Origin of the sequence: Streptomyces deccanensis, assembly GCF_022385335.1 — a bacterium.
GTDB lineage: Bacteria > Actinomycetota > Actinomycetes > Streptomycetales > Streptomycetaceae > Streptomyces > Streptomyces deccanensis.
Genome location: NZ_CP092431.1, coordinates 8,265,454 through 8,286,638, shown reverse-complemented (window position 1 = coordinate 8,286,638; position 21,185 = coordinate 8,265,454). Strand labels below are relative to the sequence as shown.

At 68.2% G+C, this 21,185-nt stretch carries 15 protein-coding genes and 3 pseudogenes; 10 read left to right on the top strand and 8 right to left on the bottom strand.

Features of this window, described 5'->3' with window-relative positions; all coding sequences use genetic code 11:
- Positions 1 to 149 precede the first annotated feature (149 nt).
- Positions 150 to 1,835, top strand: coding sequence for a PucR family transcriptional regulator (locus L3078_RS36600; RefSeq protein WP_239758217.1), 1,686 nt, complete (start codon positions 150 to 152; stop codon positions 1,833 to 1,835).
- A 158-nt stretch (positions 1,836 to 1,993) separates the two neighbouring features.
- A pseudogene (locus L3078_RS36595) lies at positions 1,994 to 2,479 on the top strand (hypothetical protein); the annotation flags it as partial.
- 72 nt (positions 2,480 to 2,551) lie between these two features.
- Here the strand turns inward: L3078_RS36595 and L3078_RS36590 are convergent.
- The 4 genes from L3078_RS36590 to L3078_RS36575 form a co-directional block, all read right to left on the bottom strand.
- On the bottom strand, positions 2,552 to 3,133 hold the full coding sequence (locus L3078_RS36590) for a nuclear transport factor 2 family protein (RefSeq protein ID WP_239760604.1): 582 nt from the start codon (positions 3,131 to 3,133) through the stop codon (positions 2,552 to 2,554).
- 611 nt (positions 3,134 to 3,744) lie between these two features.
- A complete protein-coding gene (locus tag L3078_RS36585) occupies positions 3,745 to 4,347 on the bottom strand; it encodes a cysteine hydrolase family protein (RefSeq protein ID WP_239758216.1) in 603 nt (200 codons plus the stop codon).
- A 653-nt stretch (positions 4,348 to 5,000) separates the two neighbouring features.
- Positions 5,001 to 5,228 carry a hypothetical protein gene (locus L3078_RS36580; protein WP_239758215.1) on the bottom strand — a complete coding sequence of 76 codons (228 nt, stop codon included), beginning with the start codon at positions 5,226 to 5,228 and terminating at the stop codon, positions 5,001 to 5,003.
- A gap of 76 nt (positions 5,229 to 5,304) precedes the next feature.
- Entirely contained in the window at positions 5,305 to 6,246 is a 942-nt protein-coding gene (locus tag L3078_RS36575) for an aldo/keto reductase (RefSeq protein ID WP_239758214.1), read from the bottom strand.
- 75 nt (positions 6,247 to 6,321) lie between these two features.
- Here L3078_RS36575 and L3078_RS36570 point away from each other — a divergent pair, with 75 nt between their 5' ends.
- From L3078_RS36570 to L3078_RS36555, 5 genes and pseudogenes are all read left to right on the top strand, one after another.
- Positions 6,322 to 6,912: a TetR family transcriptional regulator gene (locus L3078_RS36570; RefSeq protein ID WP_239758213.1), complete on the top strand. Its 591-nt coding sequence runs from the start codon at positions 6,322 to 6,324 to the stop codon at positions 6,910 to 6,912.
- A 78-nt stretch (positions 6,913 to 6,990) separates the two neighbouring features.
- A pseudogene (locus L3078_RS45010) lies at positions 6,991 to 7,227 on the top strand (DDE-type integrase/transposase/recombinase); the annotation flags it as partial.
- A 55-nt stretch (positions 7,228 to 7,282) separates the two neighbouring features.
- Entirely contained in the window at positions 7,283 to 7,510 is a 228-nt protein-coding gene (locus L3078_RS36565) for an integrase core domain-containing protein (RefSeq protein WP_239758212.1), read from the top strand.
- Positions 7,511 to 7,717: 207 nt separating this feature from the next.
- Positions 7,718 to 8,368, top strand: coding sequence for a TetR/AcrR family transcriptional regulator (locus tag L3078_RS36560; RefSeq protein WP_239758211.1), 651 nt, complete (start codon positions 7,718 to 7,720; stop codon positions 8,366 to 8,368).
- Between the two features lie 884 nt (positions 8,369 to 9,252).
- Positions 9,253 to 10,875, top strand: coding sequence for an MFS transporter (locus L3078_RS36555; RefSeq protein WP_239758210.1), 1,623 nt, complete (start codon positions 9,253 to 9,255; stop codon positions 10,873 to 10,875).
- A gap of 114 nt (positions 10,876 to 10,989) precedes the next feature.
- Here L3078_RS36555 and L3078_RS36550 read toward each other — a convergent pair whose 3' ends face one another.
- Positions 10,990 to 11,490, bottom strand: a complete 501-nt coding sequence (locus L3078_RS36550; RefSeq protein ID WP_239758209.1) for a hypothetical protein — start codon at positions 11,488 to 11,490, stop codon at positions 10,990 to 10,992.
- A 295-nt stretch (positions 11,491 to 11,785) separates the two neighbouring features.
- Here L3078_RS36550 and L3078_RS36545 point away from each other — a divergent pair, with 295 nt between their 5' ends.
- Positions 11,786 to 13,939, top strand: a complete 2,154-nt coding sequence (locus tag L3078_RS36545; protein WP_239758208.1) for an MMPL family transporter — start codon at positions 11,786 to 11,788, stop codon at positions 13,937 to 13,939.
- A gap of 422 nt (positions 13,940 to 14,361) precedes the next feature.
- On the opposite strand, the gene L3078_RS36540 is transcribed toward L3078_RS36545, so the two are convergent.
- Positions 14,362 to 15,813: a HAMP domain-containing sensor histidine kinase gene (locus tag L3078_RS36540; RefSeq protein WP_239758207.1), complete on the bottom strand. Its 1,452-nt coding sequence runs from the start codon at positions 15,811 to 15,813 to the stop codon at positions 14,362 to 14,364.
- The gene (locus tag L3078_RS36535; RefSeq protein WP_275593194.1) at positions 15,810 to 16,502 is read right to left on the bottom strand and encodes a response regulator transcription factor; all 693 of its coding nucleotides are present in this window, start codon (positions 16,500 to 16,502) and stop codon (positions 15,810 to 15,812) included. Before L3078_RS36535 ends, L3078_RS36540 begins: the two co-directional genes overlap by 4 nt.
- A gap of 218 nt (positions 16,503 to 16,720) precedes the next feature.
- Between L3078_RS36535 and L3078_RS45005 the strand changes: the two are divergent.
- Positions 16,721 to 16,933, top strand: a pseudogene (locus L3078_RS45005) (hypothetical protein); the annotation flags it as partial.
- Between the two features lie 8 nt (positions 16,934 to 16,941).
- On the opposite strand, the gene L3078_RS36530 reads toward L3078_RS45005, so the two are convergent.
- Positions 16,942 to 17,583 (bottom strand): restriction endonuclease, encoded by a 642-nt coding sequence (locus L3078_RS36530; RefSeq protein WP_239758205.1) that lies wholly within the window; start codon positions 17,581 to 17,583, stop codon positions 16,942 to 16,944.
- Between the two features lie 551 nt (positions 17,584 to 18,134).
- Here L3078_RS36530 and L3078_RS36525 point away from each other — a divergent pair.
- Positions 18,135 to 21,161 carry an MGH1-like glycoside hydrolase domain-containing protein gene (locus L3078_RS36525; RefSeq protein ID WP_239758204.1) on the top strand — a complete coding sequence of 1,009 codons (3,027 nt, stop codon included), beginning with the start codon at positions 18,135 to 18,137 and terminating at the stop codon, positions 21,159 to 21,161.
- Positions 21,162 to 21,185 lie beyond the last annotated feature (24 nt).

Below are 21,185 nucleotides of genomic sequence, written 5' to 3'. Positions count from 1 at the left end.
CGATCTGTCCGCCCGCGCCGCGGCATCTGGACGTTGTGTCAGCCACACCCGGCAGCACGCCCCGCTCGTCCTGCTCACAGCGGCCCTTTCCGAGCTCTTGCGCAGGTCAGCGAGGATTGTCAGGGTGAGGCAGCGCCCAGGGAGGTCCCATGCACGAGAAGCACCACACTGCTGCGAGGCCCGTCACCGACGGTCCTGACTCCTCCTTGGCAGGCCCGGACATGGCCACCGCCGGCCATCCGCTCACCGTGGCCGACGTTCTGACCCTTCCCGTCCTCGCCGCCGGGCAGCCACAGGTCGTCACCGGAGCAGACCTGCTCGACCGCCCCGTCCGCTGGGTTCACATGACCGAGCTGACCGATCCTGCTTCTTTCCTCAAGGGCGGCGAGCTCGTCCTGACCACCGGTATGCCCCTGCCCGAGGAGCCGGCCGGTGTACGCCGCTACGTGAACGAACTCGCCGACATCGGCGCGGCGGCCTTGGTCATCGAACTGGTCCGCCGTTATCACCGCCCGCCGGACACCCTGGTCCATGCCTGCGAGGTCCGCGGGCTCCCCCTCGTGACCCTGGTCAAGGACGTCAACTTCCTCGAGGTGACACAGGTCGTCCACGCTCTCATCCTCGGCAACCAGGCCGAGGAGATGCGCCGGACCCAGCGCATTCACGAGGCGTTCACCGCCCTCACCCTGCGCGGCGCTCTGCCCGAGGAGGTCGTACGTGCCGCCGCTGAGATGAGCGGCCACACCGTCGTACTGGAGAACCTGACCCACCAGGCACTGATCTGCGCGCCCTCCGCGGACACGGTCGAGGCGGCGCTCAGCGACTGGGAACGGCGCTCACGAGCGACACCTTCCGCCGGCCGCACCTCCGTGTCCGGACCCGGCGGCTGGCTCGTGTCATCCGTCACGTACCAGGGTGAAAGCTGGGGCCGGGTGGCCATGCTGCCCGCTCCGTCGGGCCGGCCCACCCCCTCGACATTCGGCCCGACGGCTGTGACGGTTCTGGAGAGAGCTGCGATGGCCCTCACCATCGCCCGCGTCATCCACCCCGTGCCCTGGGAACGCACCGCACACCGCGATCTCCTGCGCGACCTCGTCGGACAACGTCACCACTCTTCTGCGGACGCCGATGCCCGGGTCGCCGCACTGGGTCTGTCCACCAAGGACCGCAGCTTCATGGCCGTGCTCGCGGACTTCCCTCAGGAGACGGACGCGACGACGAGCGAGGCCCTCCTCTGCGAAGAGCTGAAGAAGCAGGGGACACAGGCCCTCGTGGGCGTTCTCAGCCCCACGCGCCTCGGCATCCTCCTGTCCCTGCGCCCTGGCCGGCCCTACCCACCCGTGGTCGAACACCTGAGCCGCACCGTACTCGAGGCGGTGCCGGGGGCCACCGTCAGCGCGGGCAGCGAGGCGACGGACCTCTCCGATGTCGCCCGATCCTTCCGCGAGGCGACCCGCGTCACCGAAGCCACCGAACCCGGCCGGCCGCTCCCGCCGGGACGCTCCTACCACCAGCCCTCCGACATCGGCCTGCGCCGCCTTCTCTTCGCGCTCCGGGAGGACACCCGGATCCAGGACTTCACCGAGCGCCGACTGAGCCGGCTCCTCGACCATGACGTCCGCCACGGGACGGACTTGCTGACGACCCTGCGCCACTACCTCGACGCGGCGGGCAACAAGACCCTGGCTGCCCGCTCCGGCTGTCTGTCCCGCGAGACCGTCTACCAACGTCTGCGCAGCATCGAGCGGATACTCGACTGCGATCTCGAGTCCGGCGAACACCGCACCGAACTGCACGTGGCACTCACAGCGCTCGACGTCCTACGGGCCAGGTGAGCCGGACGCCGGCGGAGACCATCGGCCTGGGCTGGTCGGTGACCGCCACCGTGGACGCCGGCAGCACCGCAATCGCGACGGCGAACTTCGGAACCTCCGGGATCGACTTTTGCTGGTCAAGAGTAGGGGCGGTGGTTTTGCGGGAGTCGTGACCTGTCATGTCGTCGCTCCCCGGGAAGTTGCGGACGCCGTCGGTTGCCGGACTGCTGGAACAGCACGAGCTCGCAGCTCGCTGTCGGGTCGACGGGCTGCGTGAGGAGGCCGACCGTATCCAGGCCGAGCTGGCAGTGGCCGAGCTGGCAGTGGCAGGAGTGGGTGATCGCCCGCAGGCGGGTCGATGCGGTGCTGGCTCCGGACTGCGGCAGCACCGCCGACACCGAGGACGTCGCGGATCCGCGGGCTGTAGGCGGGCCGCCGACGTCCCGGGATGCGGCGAAGCCGAAATCGCCGGTGCCGGTGTGGCGTGAGGGGCTGGCCTGGGCGGTGCTGTCGGTGGACTACCAGCGCATCCTCACCGTGCTCGCGGACTGGGCCCGGCTCCATCAAGGGCCGCTGACCTGCCAGGAGTTGGCCGTGTGGTCGGTCTGGACGCGGTGCCGGCCAAGGTGGAGGCACTGCGGTCGTTTTCCAAGGCCCGGCTTGTCACGACGAGTCAAGACCGGGACATGGCTGTGCACTTCCGGCCACGACTGACGACGCAAGCGAGCGCCTTGCGGTCACCCGATCCCGAGCTCGCGACGTTCGGCGTGCAGCACGTCCTGGTCGTCGCGCCTGTCACTCGCCCATCCCATCGGCGCCTCAAAGGGACGGGCGGCCGGCAGAACGACCGTAGGACCAGCGACCAGCGTGCGGCGGATGATCTTCCACTCGCCGTCTCGGCGGAGCATGCGATCGACGAAGCGACCCCAAGTCATAAAGTGGAGCGCCCCATCCGGCCTGACGGCACCCTCGCCGAGGAACTGTTGGAGGGAGGCCCTGGCGTCAGCGGGGTAGTGCTGCACGATCGAGTTGTAGCTCTCGACCAGGGCCAGGTCGTCACCTGCAAACTCGATGAGGATGTTCCCACTGATGTGCAACGAGTACGGGATGGTCTCGTGTCGGTGAGCGATCCAAGCGATGAGTCCGTCGATGTCGCCCTGGTAGGCGCCGTGATGGTCATAGGCGTCGTGGTGGTAGCAGCGCCGGAGCTCGTCCAGGTCGAGCCTGTCGACTGATCGGCAGTACCGGTTGAGCACATCTCGGATGGCCTCCCGGTCGATGAGGCGCCTGAGGGCCGGGTCGAGAGAGTCACTCGTCATCGGTGAGCACCTGTCTTCGCGGTCGACGTCGTGCCAGGCCCACCCGGCGAGCTCTGAGGAGGCAGGGCCGACCTGAGCCACATGCCCCTTGGGTATCCGGCGGCGGTGCTACCCCGCGGCTCGAGATCCGATGTCCAGACGCCTGTCATGGCAATCTCCTCTTCTGTGGTTTTCGAAGTAGTGATGTCCAGAGGTACAGGACGGGTCGTCGCTGGATCAGCTACAACAGGAAGACCTCCAAGTCCGCTGGGCGCGCGAAAGCCCGAGGCTAGGCACGGGCGGCCGCGGGGCTGAGAAAGAGTTCTGCGGCGATCTCGTCGTTCGTGCGTCCGCGGACGACGAGCGCGAACATCTAGCCGCGCGGTTCGCCGAGCTTCGCCCTGTCGACCCGGGCACGACGGCAGCTCCCTCATGCGCGATGTAACGCACGGTGTACGCGGTCCGGCCCGGCAAGATTCGCGGTCTCTCCGAGTTCGTCGACGACTCGTTCAGGTGGGGCAGTTGAGCGGCACTCAGTCTGCCCAGGACGAGGATCGCATCTACCCCGTCGGGGCCGCCCCAGCCAGGAATCGTGCCCTGCTCCACCGACGGGAAGCAGGGCACGAGCGGTGTCATCCCTGGTTCAGAAACTCCTTGGTCGTGACCGCATTCGCGTAGAAGGGGATGATGTCGGTCACGAACGAGGCCTGCTGCTCCTTGGTGAACGCCGCAGACGCATCCCATATGACATTGGTGTGGTAGCCGAGGTCGTGAGCGTTGCGCATGGTCGACTCGACGCACTGCCGCAACGCGAAGCCCATGACATAGATGTCGTGAATCTGGTTGTGGCGCAAGTAGCTGTCCAGCGTGGTGGCGGCGAATGCGCTGCTGCCTCCGGTGCGCTCGCTGATCACGTACTCATCCGCGAGAGGCTCGAATCCGGGGAAGAACTCCGTCTGCTCGCCCAGGAAGGAGCCGTAGTCGCGCATCATTTTGCGCAGACCGTACTTCGCTGCGCCTAGCGTTCGGTACGTCGGCTCCAGCACCATCTGCACATGGATGACTTCCATGTTCCGGCGACGAGCCTCGGCCAGGACCTCCTTGGAGTTGGCAACAGCCGCGTCGAGCTGCTCGCGGTCCTGGAACTGCCCATTGATGGTGCCGGTGGGGGCGAGCCAGTCGTTCAGGTACTCGATCAGGATCAGCGCGCTCTTCGTTGTGTTCTGCTCGCTCACTGAATTGCTCCTCGTGTTGAATGGGTATTTCCGCCGCCCGAGCCGATCTTGGTGCGCCACGTTCAGCGGGCCAGCATCGCGATTAGGTGGGCGGGTTGTTTGCTGCGACGGTCCGTATATTGCGCTTCTATCCCGTCACATCAGGACGCAGTCGTTCCGTCAGCGCGATGAGAGACCGATCACCACTCACGCCTGCGTCAACAGTGCTCTTTGGTGGAAGGCCGTAATTTGGCAGGGTTGCGGGTGTAAGTTCCTAGCCCGTAACTGCGACTTCGTTGAGCGGTACCGGTTCCGTGTTTCGGTGCGCTAGTGCGCGACCAATCATATTCGGATCAATTGCGCCAGCCATCAAAATCCTGCCTCACAGAACCAGCTCGCACCAATCAACGTACGTATTCACGTTGAACCCCTGCGGTCCGGTGCTTTGATCGCGCTGTGGTCCATTGTCAGGCCAGTGGGCGGGAGACAGCCGTCCATCAGATGGGGCCCGGTACTGGATCGTCTTCAGCTTCCGCTTGACCACGCAGCAGCTCGACCCGCTTCAGCGTCCAGCCCAGGCACCGGACATCACGGGTTCAACCTGAGTAACGCTTGCGCGACAGGTGCCGACGCGCGGGCTGGCTCACTCGCCGCGTCCGAAGGCTGCTTTGGAGTCAGTGCTGATCCAGGCGAAGGGCGCGTCGCCGTTGAGCGCGTCCTTCGCACACTTCGCGACGTACTGGCCGAAAGGTGTAGCCGCCTTCGCACCGCATTGAGGAGATCATCATCGTGACCTGGCCACCGTTGCCATGGATCGCCATCGAGCCTTCAGCGAGCTCGACCGCGTCCAGGACCGAGCCGCTGAGAGTGCCACCACCGAGTCCGTTCACATCGCCGATCACTGCGAGGCCTCCTTGCGCGTTCGATCTGCGCCTACTCGAGCCCTGGTGCGCGGTCGCGCGTTCTTAGCGCCAGCGATCATCTGTCAAGCCCTTGGACGGCGTGGCCCCCGGAGGGCGCGATCCGGTCGATGCGGGCGAGGTCCTCGGCGGTGAGCTCGAATCGTGCGGCGCCGTCGTTCTCCGCGACCCGCAGGGCGTTGCCGGATCCGGGGATGGGGACGATGTAGGGCTTGCGGGCGACCAACCACGCCAGCGACAACTGCGAGAGCGTCGCACCCTTGCTTCGGGCGAGGTCGGTCAGGTTTTGCACGATTTCGAGGTTCGCTGCGAAGTTCTGCGGCGCCCACCACGGCGAGCGCCGTCGGAAGTCCGTGGCTGGGAAGGCATCGAGGGGCTGCACGGTGCCGCCGAGGAACCCCCGTGCGAGCGGTGCGTAGGCGACTAGGCCGATCCCGAGCTCCTCGAGCAGCGGGAGGATCGTCTCGGTGCCGCGGTTGAAGATCGAGTACTCCGCCTGCAGGACGCTGATGGGATGCACCGCGTGCGCCTTGCGGATGTTTTCCGGTGTCGTGTTCGACAAGCCGAGGAACCGGACCTTGCCGGCGTCAACGTACTGCTTCATTACCCCCACGACGTCCTCGACGGGCACGCTCGGGTCGTCGATGTGCTGGTAGAGCACGTCGATGTGGTCGACCCCGAGATGACGCAGGCTGTTGTTGACGACGTCGCGCACGTGGCTTGGCCGGGAGTCAGGGCTGAAGGAGGGCGTGAAGCCGAACTTCGTGGCAATCGTGACCTCGTGGCGGTCCGACCCAAGGGCGTCCCTGAGCAGCCGCTCGCCCCGACCCCAGCCGTATAGCTCCGCGGTGTCGAAGTGGGTGACCCCGTCGTCATAGGCGCGGCGGATCGCGGCGATCGACGCAGCGTCCGTGCTCTGCTCGCCGAGGGCGATGCGCATGGCGCCGTAGCCGATGACCGAGGTGGTCAATCCCTGTTGGCCCAACTTGCGTTCCTGCATAACGGTTCCTTTGGTTGCCGTGGTGTCACTCTACGCCATACGTGTCAGGCTCTGACAAGTACTACAGTGTGCGTCATGGAACACACTGGTCGTCGTGGTGGTGCGCTGCGTGAAGTCGCCCGGGACGCGGCTCGCCAACGCCTCTCCGACATCGCGATCCAACTCTTCGCCGAACGTGGCTTCGAGGCCGTCACCATCGAGCAGATCGCCGATCGCGCCGGGGTATCGGCGCGCAGCGTGCACCGCTATTTCGCGGCGAAGGAGGACATGGTCATCGGCATGTTCGAGGCCAATGGAGAGTTCGTCCGCGATGCGCTCCTCGCCCGTCCTGTCGAGGAGCCCGTCCTGGTTTCGATACACGCCGCATATACAGCGCTTGTCGAACGCGGACCCGATCGCCCGGGCGACAGAGTCGCGATGCGTCTCCTCGCCAGCACCCCGTCGTTGCGCGCCCGCAACGTCGAAAAACACCTGGTCTGGGCCGACCTCCTCACACCGGTCGTCGCTGGACGAATCGGCGGCGAGGACGCCCCGCTTCGGGCCCACGTTCTCGTGGAGGCCAGCCTCGCGGCATTCCAGCTGGCACTCATCGCCTGGGCCGACGACCCCGCTGGCCGCACCATGGCGCAGATGCTGGACATCGCATTCAGCGACCTCGAGCAGTAGGCCGACCAGCTCGCTCCGGCTCGAGCGGCGACGGCACCCGACGACGATCCCCGATCCACAAGCTGCCCTGCGGCCGATCTGATCCTCCGCGACTTCCAGCCCGATCCTGCCGGCCTGGATGCCCGCTGGTGCGGCGACATCACCTACATCGCCACGGACGAGGGCTGGCTCTATCTGGCCACCGTCATCGACATCGCCTCCCGTCGCGTGGTCGGCTGGGCGACGGCCGACCACCTGCGGACCGATCTGGTCGCCGATGCCCTCACGTCCGCCTGTCGAAAGCGCCGCCCCACCGGTCCGGTGATCTTTCACTCGGACCGCGGCTGCCAGTACACCAGCCACCAACTCGTCACGCTGGCGGACCAGTTGGGTGCGTCTGCCGGTCGGCCGCACCGGACGGTGCTGGGACAACGCACTCGCCGAGTCGTTCTTCGCCACCATCAAACGGGAGCTGCTCGGCACCAGCTCCTGGCCCAGCCGGGCCGCCGCCCGCACCGCGATCTTCGATTTCATCGAGGGCTGGTACAACGTGCACCGTCCGCACAGCAGCCTCGGCTACCGCAGTCCCGCCGAATACGAGACCGCACTCGCAGCCTGACCACCTCACCGATGGTGTCCGTCAAAGCGGAACAAGCTCACCCGGGCCGTTCCTCGCCCGGCCGTCCTCACGCACCGGGAGCGCGGCCAGCGCCGACGCCCAGCGCCGGCGCAAAGGCACTGGGCCTGCCTCAGGGCCCGGGAATCGGGTTCCGAAGCATCCTGATCGGTTGACTCTATTACCTGACTCAGTCGCTATGATCAATGCATGGCACATGTCTCGGCGGCCGAGCGCCGTCCTCAGTTGATCAAGGCCGCGATCGCTCTCATGACCCGGGAGGGAGTGGCCGCCGGGAGCACACGCGCCATCGCCGCGGAGCTGGGCGTGGCCCAAGCCACCGTCCACTACACCTTCGGCACCAAGGAAGGCCTCTACCACGCCGTGATGGAGCAGCTCACGGACGAGCTGGTCGCCCTGGTGAAGCGAGCCGCACCGAACGACGCGGGCTTCGAGGAGACGTTGAGCACTCTGGCCGCGGCTCTGTGGAAGACCGTGCGTGAGCAGCCCAGCAGCCATCAACTACTGGGGGAACTGACCCTGTTCGCCCTGCGCACGCCGGCCCTCAGCGGCGCCGTCGAGAGCCACTACCGCGATGTCACAGAGGTGGCGGCCGGACTCATCGCCGATGCCGCCGCCCGCACCGGTCACTCCCTGGCGCATCCCGCGACGACCATCGCCCGGTTCTTTCTCGCCGGTGTCGACGGCCTGACGACCCAACGCCTCTCGATGCCCGACCAGGAGGCCGAGTACGCCTGCCTCCAGGCCCTGGTTTCCTCCACGGTAGCCCTGGCGGGAGGGCAGTTGCACCTGGTCGCCGTAGACCGTGATCTGGCTGTCGGTACGCGTTCGGTCGCCTGAGCCGGGCCAGCCGTCGCCGCACGCGACGCACAGCGGCCTGCCGACGGCCCGCCCGTCGATGTCGGTGAGGTCAACGACTTTCGCGCCACGCATCGCGGACCGCACGTGATTCCCATCTGGAACGTGGCGGCGCCGGCTCGCCGTTGGTCCGCTGGGGCCAACGGCGTTCTGTAGGTGCGGGTCCGCTGGAGGACCGCACCACGCACCCCGACAGCCGCCGGTTCACGGGTGACAGCCGCGCCGGCGCCGGGTCCCGCGCGAGCACGACGAGGTAGGCGCCCACCGTCCTATCCACCTGCTCACTCCAGGACGCCTCAGGATCGAGGACCACCCTGCCCGCCCGGCCCGCCTCGCCCGCCCGGACGACAGCCAGGACCCGGCGGCACCCCTTCCCCGATCCGGTCATCGGCGCCGGCTTGTCCGGCCCGGGAGCGACGCGCGCCCACCCCCGGGGAGGGGAGCCACAAGGCGCACTGGGCCGGCTCGCCGGTTCGGTCGGTCCCGCGCGAGACCAAATCGACGCCCGGCACTCCCCGCGGCGCGCTTCCCTCCTGACCCTGCTCAGCAAGGTCGGTATCGGTCGAAGATCACCAAGCGGTCGCTCTCGGTCACGGGCTTGCCCGACCCACAGGACTCAGTCACCCAACCTCGTCGCTCAACTGAATCGATAGACATTGTCACTCGACAAAGTTAGCGCTACATTGAGTGCACGCCGCAGGCAGCGAGACGGAGTTCGTCCGAGCGGCCGAGAAACCAGAGAGACGAGCGGGAGTGAACCCATTCATGACGGCGCACGACACCACGAGCACTCATGTGCTTTCCGCGCCCGACCAGCGCGAACGTCAGCAGTGGCGGGCCACGGGCCCCACATCAGGAGGCCGGACATGTCGTTGATCGCATCCATACCCGTCGACCGGATGGAAGGGCCTTACCGCCGCCGTTGGTGGGGGTTGCTGGTGCTGTGCCTGAGTCTGCTGATCGTGGTGATGGCCAACACCTCACTGATCGTCGCCGCCCCGGACATGACCCTCGACCTGGGCCTGGACAGCGGCGAGCTGCAGTGGGTGATCGACGGCTACACCGTCCCGTACGCGGCGCTGATGCTCGTTCTCGGCGCGGTGGGCGACAAGTACAGCCGCCGAGGGGCACTGATCGCCGGGCTGGCGATCTTCGGTAGTGGATCGGTGATGGGCAGCCTGGTGGACAGCGCCGACGCGGTCATCGCGGCCCGCGCGATCATGGGCCTCGGCGCCGCACTCATCATGCCCGCCACCCTGTCCCTGTTGGTGGCCATGTTCCCGCGCAAGGAACGGGTGCAGGCGATCACCGCCTGGGCAGCCACCTCGGGGCTGGCGATCGCGGTCGGCCCACTGCTCGCCGGCTGGCTCCTGGAGGACAACTCCTGGGGCTCCACCTTCCTGATCAATGTGCCCGTCGTCGTGATCGCGATCGTGGCCGCGCTGATGCTCGTGCCCCCCTCCAAGGCGCACGGCATGGGAAAGCTGGACCTGGTCGGCGGCGTACTGTCCATCGTCAGTGTCGCCGCCCTCGTCTACGCGATCATCGAGGCACCGCACTTCGGCGAGGACGTCACCGCCGTCATCGCGGCGGTCGTCGCGGCGATCGGGCTGGCGGTCTTCGTCTGGTGGGAGCTGCGCCACCCCAGCCCGATGCTGGACCTCAGCAAGCTGCGAGAGCGGGCTGTCGCCGGCGCCACCCTGGCCGTGCTGCTCTTCTTCCTGGCCGTCTTCGGCTCCATCTACTACTCGACCCAGTACCTGCAGTTCGTCCTCGGTGACAGTCCGCTGGAGACCGGCGTACGCCTACTCCCCCTGGCCGTCGCGGTCTTCGCCGGATCGGCCGTCACCGGTTGGCTGACCCCTCGGATCGGCATGAAGGTCACCATCATCCTCGGCATGGTCCTGGGCACGATCGCGATCCTTCTGCTGCTCGGCATCGACAGCCGGTCCGGTTACGGAGACTTCCTGGCCACCCTGATCCTGCTGGGGCTGGCGATCGGACTGAGCGTCTCACCGGCCACCGACACCATCATGGGCGCCTTCCCCGAGAGCGAGCTTGGCGTCGCCGGCGGTACGAACGACACCGCCATGGAACTCGGAGGCTCCCTCGGTATCGCCATCCTCGGTTCCGTCCTGGCCGCCACCTACAAGGACGAACTCGCCGACACCGTCGGCGGACAGATCCCGGCCGCCGCGCTGGAAGCGGCCAAGGACTCCATCGGCGGGGCGCAGGCCGCGGCCCAGCACATCATGACGGACCCGGCCGGCGGCGTAGCGCAGGGACAGGCGCTCCTCGAAGCGGCGAACAAGGCCTTCGCCGACGCCATTTCGCACACCAGCCTCATCGGCGGCATCATCCTGGCCGTCGGCACGGTCGCGGTCGGCCTGCTGCTGCCGGGCCGCCGCTCCAGCACGGGCGATTCGCCGGCAACCACGGTCGACGCGGAGGCTGCCGACGTCCCCGTACCGGTGCCCCTCGGAAAGTGATCCACGGGGCACGATCCGGGCACCGTCCGGCAGTCCCATCCGCACGGGCACCCGCGGGTTCCGCATCCGCTCCTTGCATCGGGGCGTGCGGTTCGGTTGCCGCAAGGTTCTCGGTCACTGGGGCAGGTTGGCCTCGTCCGCCTTGCGGAAGATGTCTCCGCACGTGGGAGAGCGCACTGGCTCGCGGGCTGCAAGGACGTTCAGCGTATGGCGCACTTCCGTGCTCAGCCGAACCAATTGGAGACTGGTCTCGCCGCCCTTGTAGGCGTATAGGCGGACGACTTTGACCGCAACTTCGTCGCGGGCATCGGCGAAGGTGTCTGGGAGCCCGGCGAGTAGTTCGAAATCCTGCTTGCCGGTCGCCGCGTCAGCCACGGTGCTGAGAGGCAGGGTCTCCAACTCTGCTGCGGACAAGGCAGCGTCCACCGCGACAGCGTGGGCGGCCAAGGCCGCGATCACCTCACCGAGGCGTTCCCCCACCGCCGTGTCGATGTCCCAGGACCGCAGCCTCTCTCGGCGGCTGTCCCGACGCCACAGCTCCTGGTCCAGCAGCGGTAGCAGGACGCGACCCAGGTACGCGCAGCGACGCCACAGCACGTCGTGGTCCGAGGTCATGATCGATCCTCTCGGCAGCAGTTGGAGGACCCGCACTCGATCAACTGCGGGCTACCACGCGTCATGCCTGGTCCGCCGGCTCGTCTGTCAGCCGCCTCCGAGGTGTCCGAGGTGTTCGACCCATAACGGCGCGGACGATGCACCGCGACGCACCCACCCACAAGGCATCGATGATCGACATGACCATCGACAACGGACGCCGGTTACTTCACAGGCTCTAACAGTCGTCTCAGCTTCGCTCGTTAGGAAGTAGGCCATCGGACAAGCGATGTAACTCGTATGTAGGAGGCTATTGATGGCAGTCGACGCAGCACCGTCCGGGGAAGCGCCGGCCGGTCGGTTGGCAGGCCGGTGGGTGCCGTGGCTGGTGATCGGCTTATGGCTGGTGCTGGCGGCGGGCATGGTGCCGCTGAGCGGGAAGTTGAGCTCGGTCACCACCGACAGCGCCGCGGACACCCTGCCGGCCAGTGCCGAGTCCACCAAGGTGGCGGTGCTGGACGACAGTCTCCCCGAGGGTGACGCGAGCGAGTTCGTCTTCGTGTACCACCGCGACAGCGACATGACCGACGCCGACCGCGCGACGGTCGAGCGCCACTACGACACCCTTGCCAAGCGGTACCCGCCGAAGGCGACGGCGGAGGCCGACGAGGACGACGAGGGCCCACCGATGAGCCGCTCCGCCGACGGCAAGGCGATGACGTTCACCCTCGAGGTGAGCACGACCTACGGCGCACCGGAGGACATCGTCGGCCCGTTGCGTGACGCCGCGAAGGACCGCCCCGCCGGCCTGGAACTCGACGTGACCGGCCCGGGCGCGATCGACGGCGACATGGATGCCGTCTTCGACGGCATCGACGTGCAGGTCCTCCTCACCACCATCGTCGTCGTCACGCTCCTGCTCATCCTCACCTACCGCAGCCCGGTGTTGTGGATCATCCCGCTGGTGGCCGTCGGCGCGGCCGCACTGACCTCGATGGGGACCGTCTACCTGCTCGTCAAGGGCTTCGGCATCGTGGTCAACGACCAGAACTCGGCGCTGCTGACGATCCTGGTGTTCGGCGTCGGCACGGACTACGCGCTGTTGCTCATCGCTCGATATCGGGAGGCACTGCACCACCACGAGAACGTCCGGGTCGCGATGGTCCACGCGCTGCGCGGCGCGGCGCCGGCCATCGTCGCGTCCGCGGCCACCGTGGTCGCCGGCCTGCTCTGCCTGCTCGTCGCCGACCTGAACAGCACCAGCGGGTTGGGCCCGATCGGCGCGGCCGGCATCGTGTGCGCGCTGGTGGCCATGCTGACGCTGTTCCCGGCGGTGCTCGTGGTGCTCGGCAGGCGGATCTTCTGGCCGGCCGTCCCGCGGGTCAGCACGGCCGTGGAGGAGAAGCCGGGGCTGTGGGGACGGCTCGGCACCGCCATCAGCCGCCGCCGGTGGGTGGCGACGCTTGGCTCGCTCGGAGTCCTCGGCGTGCTCGCCCTCGGGCTGGCGGGCAACACCGGCAACCTGCGGGAGCAGGACCAGTTCCTGTCCGCGCCGGAGTCGGTCACCGGCTTCACCGTTCTCCGCCAGCACTTCCCTGAGCTCGGCGGCCAGCCGATGACGATCTTCACGCGGCCGGCGCACCAGGAGCGGGTGCTCGACATCGTCAAGGACACTCGCGGTGTGGCCCAGGCCGTCCCGGAGCAGACCAGCGGTGGCTGGGCCAACATCTCCGTGTTCCCGAAGGACGCGCCGGACACCGTCGCGGAGTACGACACGATTCTGCGGGTGCGCACCGCCGTGCACGCGGTGAGCGGGGCGGAGGCGATCGTCGGCGGGCCGAGTGCGGAGAACCTCGACACCGAGGTGACCACCAGGAGCGACGAGAAGCTGGTGATCCCGCTGGTGCTCGTCGTCGTCCTGATCGTCCTCGGGCTGCTGTTGCGCGCGGTCCTGGCCCCGCTGGTCCTGATGGCCACCGTGATCGTCTCGTTCGCCGCTGCCTTCGGCGGGAGCGTGTTCGTCTTCGACACGATTCTCGGGTTCAAGGGCATCGACAATTCGGTGCCGCTGCTGGCGTTCCTGTTCCTGGTGGCCCTCGGCGTCGACTACAACATCTTCCTGGCCAGCCGGGCCAGGGAGGAGACCGTGCGCCTCGGCACCAGAGAGGGCATGCTCAAGGCACTCTCCGCCACCGGTGGCGTCATCACCTCGGCAGGCCTGGTCCTGGCGGCCACGTTCGCGGTCCTCGTCACGCTTCCGCTGGTGATGCTGGTCGAGGTCGGGTTCCTGGTCGCCTTCGGCGTGCTGCTCGACGCCCTGCTGGTGCGGTCGGTGCTGGTGCCCGCCCTCACCCTGCTGCTCGGCCGACGGATGTGGTGGCCGAGCCGGCTGTCCCGGCCGGCGGCGGAGCTGCCGGCCGGTCGACAGCCGCTCGCCAGCGAGGAGGAGGAGCCCGCGCTGCAACGGTGAGCGCGGCGGCACGGACGAGATCCGGGACGGGCACCCAGGCCCGTCCCGGATCTTTTCGTGGGCCCGACGGTCGCCGCCCCTGCGCCACGCGCCGGGGCCGGGGTCGGCGTATCGCGGTGTCATGCCCGGTGGTGGACGGCTTGTCCTGCGCCGCGGTGGTGGACGGCTTGTCCTGCGCCGCGCGGCCGCGGCTGGGGTCGGCGCACCGCGGTGTGCTGCCCCGGCGGTGAACCGCGCGGGGCCATGCACGCGGGCCGCCCGCCGCCCCTTGTCCCGCGCCGCGCCCCCGGAGCGGGTCAGCACACCTCGGTATCCTCCCCGGCGGTGAAGCACCTCGGTATCCTCCCGGGCGGTGAGCCGCGCGGGGCCATGCACGCGGGCCGCCAGCCGTCCCCTGTCCCGCGCCGCGCCCCCGGAGCGGGTCAGCGCACCTCGGTGTCCTCCCCGGCGGTGAGGCGTGCGATCGGGGCGGGCGGGGCCGCGGCCGGAAGGTCGAGCCGCAGCAGCGCGCCACCGCGTGTGGAGCGGGCGACGGTGGCCCGGCCGCCGTGGGCGTCGACGACCCGCTGCACGATCGACAGCCCCAGACCGGATCCCGGCAACGACCGGGCGCTGTCGGCACGGTAGAACCGGTCGAACACCCGCGGTACGTCGGCGGCGTCGATACCCGGCCCGGCGTCGTCGACCTCGAGCACCGCCGACGTGCCCTCGGCACGGAGCCGGATCTGGACCGGCTGGTCCGCGGGGGACCACTTGCCGGCGTTGTCGATGAGGTTGAGCACCGCCCGCTGAAGCGCGGCGGGACGCCCGCTCACCCACACGGAGGTCACGTCGAGCGCGACCTCGATGTCGGGCACGCGGGAACGCGCCCGGGTCGCGGCGGCCACCACCACGTCGGCGAGGTCGAGCAGCTCGGTGTTCTCGTCGCTGACGTCACCGCGTGCCAGGTCGGTCAGCTCGGCGGCAAGCGTGCTCAACTCGGCCACCTGGGCGCCGAGATCGTTGAGCAGCCGGGTCCGGCTCTCCGCCGGCAGCGCGCTGTCCAGGGTGCCGCGCCGATCGAGCCGGATCAGCAGCTCGACGTTGAGGCGCAGGCTGGTGAGCGGGGTCTTGAGCTCGTGGGCGGCGTCCTCGGCGAGCAGCCGCTGGGCCCGCCTGGAGTCCCGGAGCGCGGCGAGCATGTCGTTGATCGACTGGATCAGCCGCCGGATCTCCCCACCGCCCTCATCCGGGATGTCGGCGTCGAGATCCCGGGTGCGCGCGACACGTACCGCGGCGGCGGTCAGCCGGTCGATCGGTGCCAGCCCGGCCCGCGCCACGGTCCGCCCCACAAGCGCGCCGCCGGCCACGCAGAACAGCCCGATGAGCAGCATGCCGAACCCGAACTGGTTGATCGGGCTGTCGTCGGCGACGCGGGCCACCTGGACCGCGCCGTCGCCCGCCCGCAGCGTGTAGATGAGGTAGCCCTCCTCCTCGCTGCCGTTCGACTCCATCAGGTCGGCCGACGCGCCCCGCGCCACGCGCCCGGCGTCCTCGCTGACGGGGGGCAGCGCGGGTTGGCCGGCCGGAGTCCGGGTCGAGCCGTCGGGCAGGACGACCCGCACCAGCCGACCGGACCCGGGATACGGCGGTAGCCGGACCTGCGCCGGGCCGGCGCGCTGCGCGTCCGCCGCCAGGACGCGGGAGTCGGCGCGCAGCTGATTCTCGGCGGTGTCCCGCAGCTCCCAGTCCATCAGCTCGCTGGCCACCTGGAAGGCCACGAACACGCTGACCGCGATGGCCGTCGCCGCGATCGCCGTCAGCCTGGTCCGCAGGGACCGCCGGCGCCACCATCGGGTCAGCCGACGCGGTTCCCGGCCGGCGGGCCCGCTCACGGAGGAGTCTCCCGCAACGTGTATCCCAGGCCGCGCAGCGTGTAGATCAATCGCGGCTCACCCTCGGCCTCCATCTTGCGGCGCAGGTAACTCACGTATACCTGGAGGTTGTTGGCGGTGGCGCTCATGTCGAAGCCCCAGATCGCCTCGAACAGCGCGTCGCGGGTCAAGACCCGCGTCGCGTTGCGCATGAGGACCTGCAGGAGGGAGAACTCGGTCCGGGTCAGGCGCAGCGGCCGCCCGCCCCGCCACGCCTCGAACCTGTCGGGATCGAGCCGGACGTCGGCGAACGACAGGATCTGCGACTCCTCGTCGGTCGGCGTGCGCCGGCGCAGCAGGGCCCGCACCCGGGCCAGCAACTCCTCGGTGGCGAACGGCTTGGGCAGGTAGTCGTCGGCGCCCGCGTCCAGCCCCGTGACCCGGTCGGAGACCTGGTCACGGGCGGTCAGCATCAGCACCGGCAGATCCCGACCCGCGGCCCGCAACCGCCGGCAGGTCTCCAACCCGCCGAGGCGGGGCATCATCACGTCGAGGATCAGCAGATCCAGCGTGTCACCGTCGGCCCCACCGACCCCGTCGAGCACGGCGAGACCGTTGGCGACGGTGCTGGTGTCGTAACCCTCGACCTGGAGCACCCGCTCCAGCGACTCACGGATGGCCGCCTCATCATCCGCGATCATGATCCGCACGCCGGCCCGCCCCCTTCCAGTCGATGCTTTTTCCGCTCATTGTCCCCGATCAACCTGAAGCCAGGATTAGAGCGTTGCTGGGGAACCGATCAGCAGCCGAGGGTTCGCCAGGAGCTGAGCCGAGGGATCTTATGCCGGTCGAGACAGCTCTGGAAGGCCGTCGGCTGTCGAGGCATGAGCTCACCTCCGGTCGGTGGCAGTCCGCCAACAGGCCCTGGCTGATCAACGTGTTCGCCGCTTCCCGCCGCTGGACGACCGCCGAGCTCGAGGAGTTCGGCCGGTGCCACGCCCGACGGCCTCTTCGAGTGTGAGGACCTCCGGCGCCATGTGGACCGACGACGAAACCCTTCACCGCCGACGGCCTCGCGACGCGACTCCTCGCAGAGTCCGGTGACCCAGTTCGGGCGCACCCTCACTCGACGATGCCATGAGATGTGGCCTACTCGTACGTCTCCTTCCAGCGAGCACGGTGCCTACGATCGCCCTGCCCCGCCCCGTTCAGCTCGATGAGCGACAGGAGTGGGGCGCCGTTGTTCCATGAACCGAGGTGGTCGCGGTGGACCGCGACAACGCCGTTCTGTACTGCGGTCCGTTCAGAAGGCCCGGTGAAGTACGTGGTCGTGACGAAAATCGCGACATCGACCTTGAAGTGGACTCCCGCACCGAGAAGGTCGCGGACCTGGTGGCTTGGGATCCTGCTCTTCGGTGAGTAACGCTTGCACTGAATCACCATGCTCCGGCCGTCCGGCAGACACCCCAACACATCCGCGCCATCGTCGTGCGAGCCGCCCACCCGGCGAACTTCGGTGCACCCGTCACGTCGGCACAGATCCACGACGAAGTCCTCGAACTCGCCGCCCGACATCGTGTCCACCTCTGTGAGGGAGCGGCGGCCGGCCTTGAGGGCGTCCTCCCGCCTCCATTGGTGATCACGTCCCTTGACCAGTCGGTGTGTACGCCACAACCACCATCCACCGCCGGCACCCCCGACGAGGACGAGACCACCGACGAGGTACGGCCAGATCACCTGCCAGAACACGACGAGCAGGGCGAGGCAGCCCACACCGCCGATCACGCCCACCTTGACTCGCTCCTGGCGGCGCTTCCGCGCGACCGAACGGCGTCGATTCCGTGCCGCCACCCAAGCCCTCCCCACCCCGTCCTGAGTGGCAGTCTGAGCAGACGCGTGGATGTCGTTAAGGGCGCGAACCAGCCAGTGGCTGAGCACGGCGTCGATCCGGCGGGGACCGTTTCGCGACGTGCCGCGAACGACCCTGACGAAACTCGCGGGAGTTCCTGTGGCCGGCCAACCTGCCCGCCTCCATACGACGCCCGTCGGACCAGGTGGACGGTCCATGCGGACTGCGGTGATCCGCCTCTCGCCGTCGAGGAACCGGGGCGGGAGATGGTTCGCGCCGAGGACGGTCGTCATCGGTGGGAGGAAGCGGAGGATCCCTTCGGTCCGGGCTCGATCGCTGGAGCCCGGTCGCAGGTCACCCGTAGCGCTCGGATCAGCGTCCAACCTCTTGACTTCGGTTTCGGCGCGTAGCTACCGTCTCGCAGCATTTCGAACAATGTTCGTCATTTCGAACATTCGAACCATCGCATGAGTGCCCAATGGAGGACACCTCTATGCGTCATCCCCTCAGACCCAGGCGCCGCACACTGGCCGTCCTGTGCGCCTCGGTGTTGTCCGTCGGTCTGCTGTCGGCCGGTCCGGGAGCGAGCCCGGCGCTGGCCGCCGACGACCCCGACGCGGTGGCACTGGACAAGGACGCGATCCTCGCCGCCAACCAGCTCGACGAGCGCCAGTGGTACAAGGACAACATCCCGTTCCTGGACACCCCCGACAACGACATCGACGAGGTCTACTACTACCGGTGGAGCACCTTCAAGCGGGCGCTGCGCTACACCGTCCCGGGCACGGGGTACGTGTCGACCGAGTACGACGTGCCGATCGGCTACGCCGGGAACCCGTACACCGCGCTGCCGGACGCGACCGGCTACCACCTGCTGGACGGGCGCTGGCTGCACAACCGCGACTACGCGGGCGACTACCTGGACTTCTGGCTCCGCGGGGCGGGCAACTCGGGTGCGCGCAACTTCAGTGAGTGGATCACGAGCGCCGCCTACCAGCGCTATCTCGTGACCGGTGACGCGGCGCAGATCAAGTCCGCGCTCCCCCACCTGATCGCCCTCTACAAGCGGTGGGACTCCAACTTCGACACCGACGTCACGGTCAACGGCACGCAGTCCTCCAGCGACCTGTTCCACCAGACCCCGCTGTCCGACGCCACGGAGTACACCGAGACGTCGATGCACAGCAGCAACTGGTTCAGCGGCGGCCGCGGTTACCGGCCCACGATCAACGCGTACATGTTCGCCGCCGCCCAGACCATCAGCAAGATCGCCACGATGAACGGCGACACCGCGACCGCGAACGAGTACGACGGCAGGGCCGCGCAGTTGAAGGCCGCCGTCCAGAACTCCCTGTGGGACCCGCAGCGCAGTTTCTTCATGCAGGTCTACAACACTGACGGCACCAACGGCACGCTGAAGCAGACCCGTACGACCTGGCGCGAGGCGATGGGCTACGCCCCCTGGGCGTTCAACCTCCCCGACGCGCAGTACTCGTCGGCGTGGAAGTACCTGACCGACGCCAAGCGGTTCAAGGCGCCGTTCGGGCCGACGACCCTGGAGCGGGTGCACGACTTCGAGGCCGAGCAGGCCGCCGTCGTCCACGCGAACACACGTGACTCCTCGACGGCGTCGAACGGCAAGTACGTCGGCCAGATCGACTTCGACGACAGCGCGGTCACCTTCACCGTGGACGCGCCCGGGGCCGGCACTTACCCGGTGACGGTCCACTACGCCAACGCCACCTCCGGTACGTCGACGCACAAGGTCGTCGTGAACGGGGACACGGCCAACCCGGTCACGGTCAGCTATGCGCCCGGCGGCAGTTGGGGCCAGTTCTCGGAGTCGAAGTCCGTCACCGTGCAGGTCCCCATGAAGGCCGGCGCCAACACGCTGAAGTTCACCAGGGGAACGGGCTTCGCCGAGCTGGACCGGATCACCGCCAACCCGTACTTCAACCACCAGGCGATACCGGCCGAGCAGAAGCGCGACGACGCCAACTGCTGCCACTGGAACGGCCCGAGCTGGCCCTACCAGACGAGCCAGATCCTCACCGGCCTGGCGAACCTGCTGCAGGACTACCCCGCGCAGAGCTTCGTCACCAAGGCCGACTACCAGACGATGCTGGCCCAGTTCGCCGACCTCCAGCACAAGGACGGCAAGCCCTACGTGGCCGAGGCCGCCAATGGCGACACCGGCGAGTGGATCTACGACGGCTTCAACTTCAGCGAGCACTACAACCACTCCAGCTTCAACGACCTGGTGCTGAGCGGTCTGCTGGGCATCAAGCCGCAGGCGAACAACACGCTGGTGCTGAAGCCGCTGGTGCCGTCCGGGTGGGACTGGTTCGCGGTGGAGAGCCTGCCGTACCACGGGCACACCTACTCGATCCGCTGGGACCGGGACGGCTCGCACTACGGCAAGGGCAGCGGTCTGCAGATCTTCCAGGACGGCGTTCGTATCCACCAGTCCTCGACGCTCGGTACCAGCACGACCGTGAACGTGGCCGCGCCCGTCACCCCGGCGCAGCCGGCCCGCCTGATGAACGTGGCCGCCAACCCACTGACCGCCGAGCAGGACTGGCTGGGCCGCACGGTCACCCAGCCGTACCCGAAGGCCTTCGCCTCCTACACCAACACCGTCTCCAACGGCCCGCACTGCCACAGCGGCCAGACCTGCAAGCCCACCACCTTCGACGCCCCGCTGCGGGCCACCGACGGCTGGATCCGCTACGACAAGATCCCCGACAACCGCTGGACCAACTCCGGTTCACCCAACGCCACCGACCACCTCGGCGTCGACTTCGGAGCGCCACGCAAGATCAACGAGGTGAAGTTCTACACCTACGACGACGGCGCGAACATCCGCGTCCCGGCGAGCTACACCGTGCAGTACCTGAACAACGGTTCGTGGGTGAACGTCCCCGGCCAGACGAAGAGTCCGGCCGCGCCGGTCGCGAACAACCCCAACGAGGTGACCTTCCCGACGATCACCACGTCCCAGTTCCGCGTGGTCTTCACCCCGCAGACGGGCAAGTTCGTCGGCGTCACCGAGTTGGAGTCCTGGTACCCCGAGACACCCCGGGTGAAGATCACCAACAAGAACAGCAGCCTGGAGCTGGGCGTCGACGGCTCCTCCATCGCCCCCGGAGGCGCCGTACAGCAGCAGACCGTCAACAGCACGGCCAACCACTGGTGGAAGGTCGTCCCCGCCGAGAACGGCTACTACAAGATCTTCAACACCCACAGCGGACAGGTCCTCGGTATCAAGGACGCCTCCAAGGCCGCCGGCGCCACGGCGCTCCAGTGGGGTGACACCCTGACCGCCGACCATCTGTGGTCGATCGTCGACGCCGGCGGCGGCTACGCCAAGATCGTCAACAAGAACAGCGGCATGGTCCTCGGCATCCAGAACATGTCCACGTCGTCCGGGGCCCAGGCCCTGCAGTGGGACGACACCGGCACCGCCGACCACCTGTGGCGCATCACCGCAGAGGACGGCTCCACGCCCTTCACTTCCTGACCGGATGTCCCCTGCCGCCCCGCG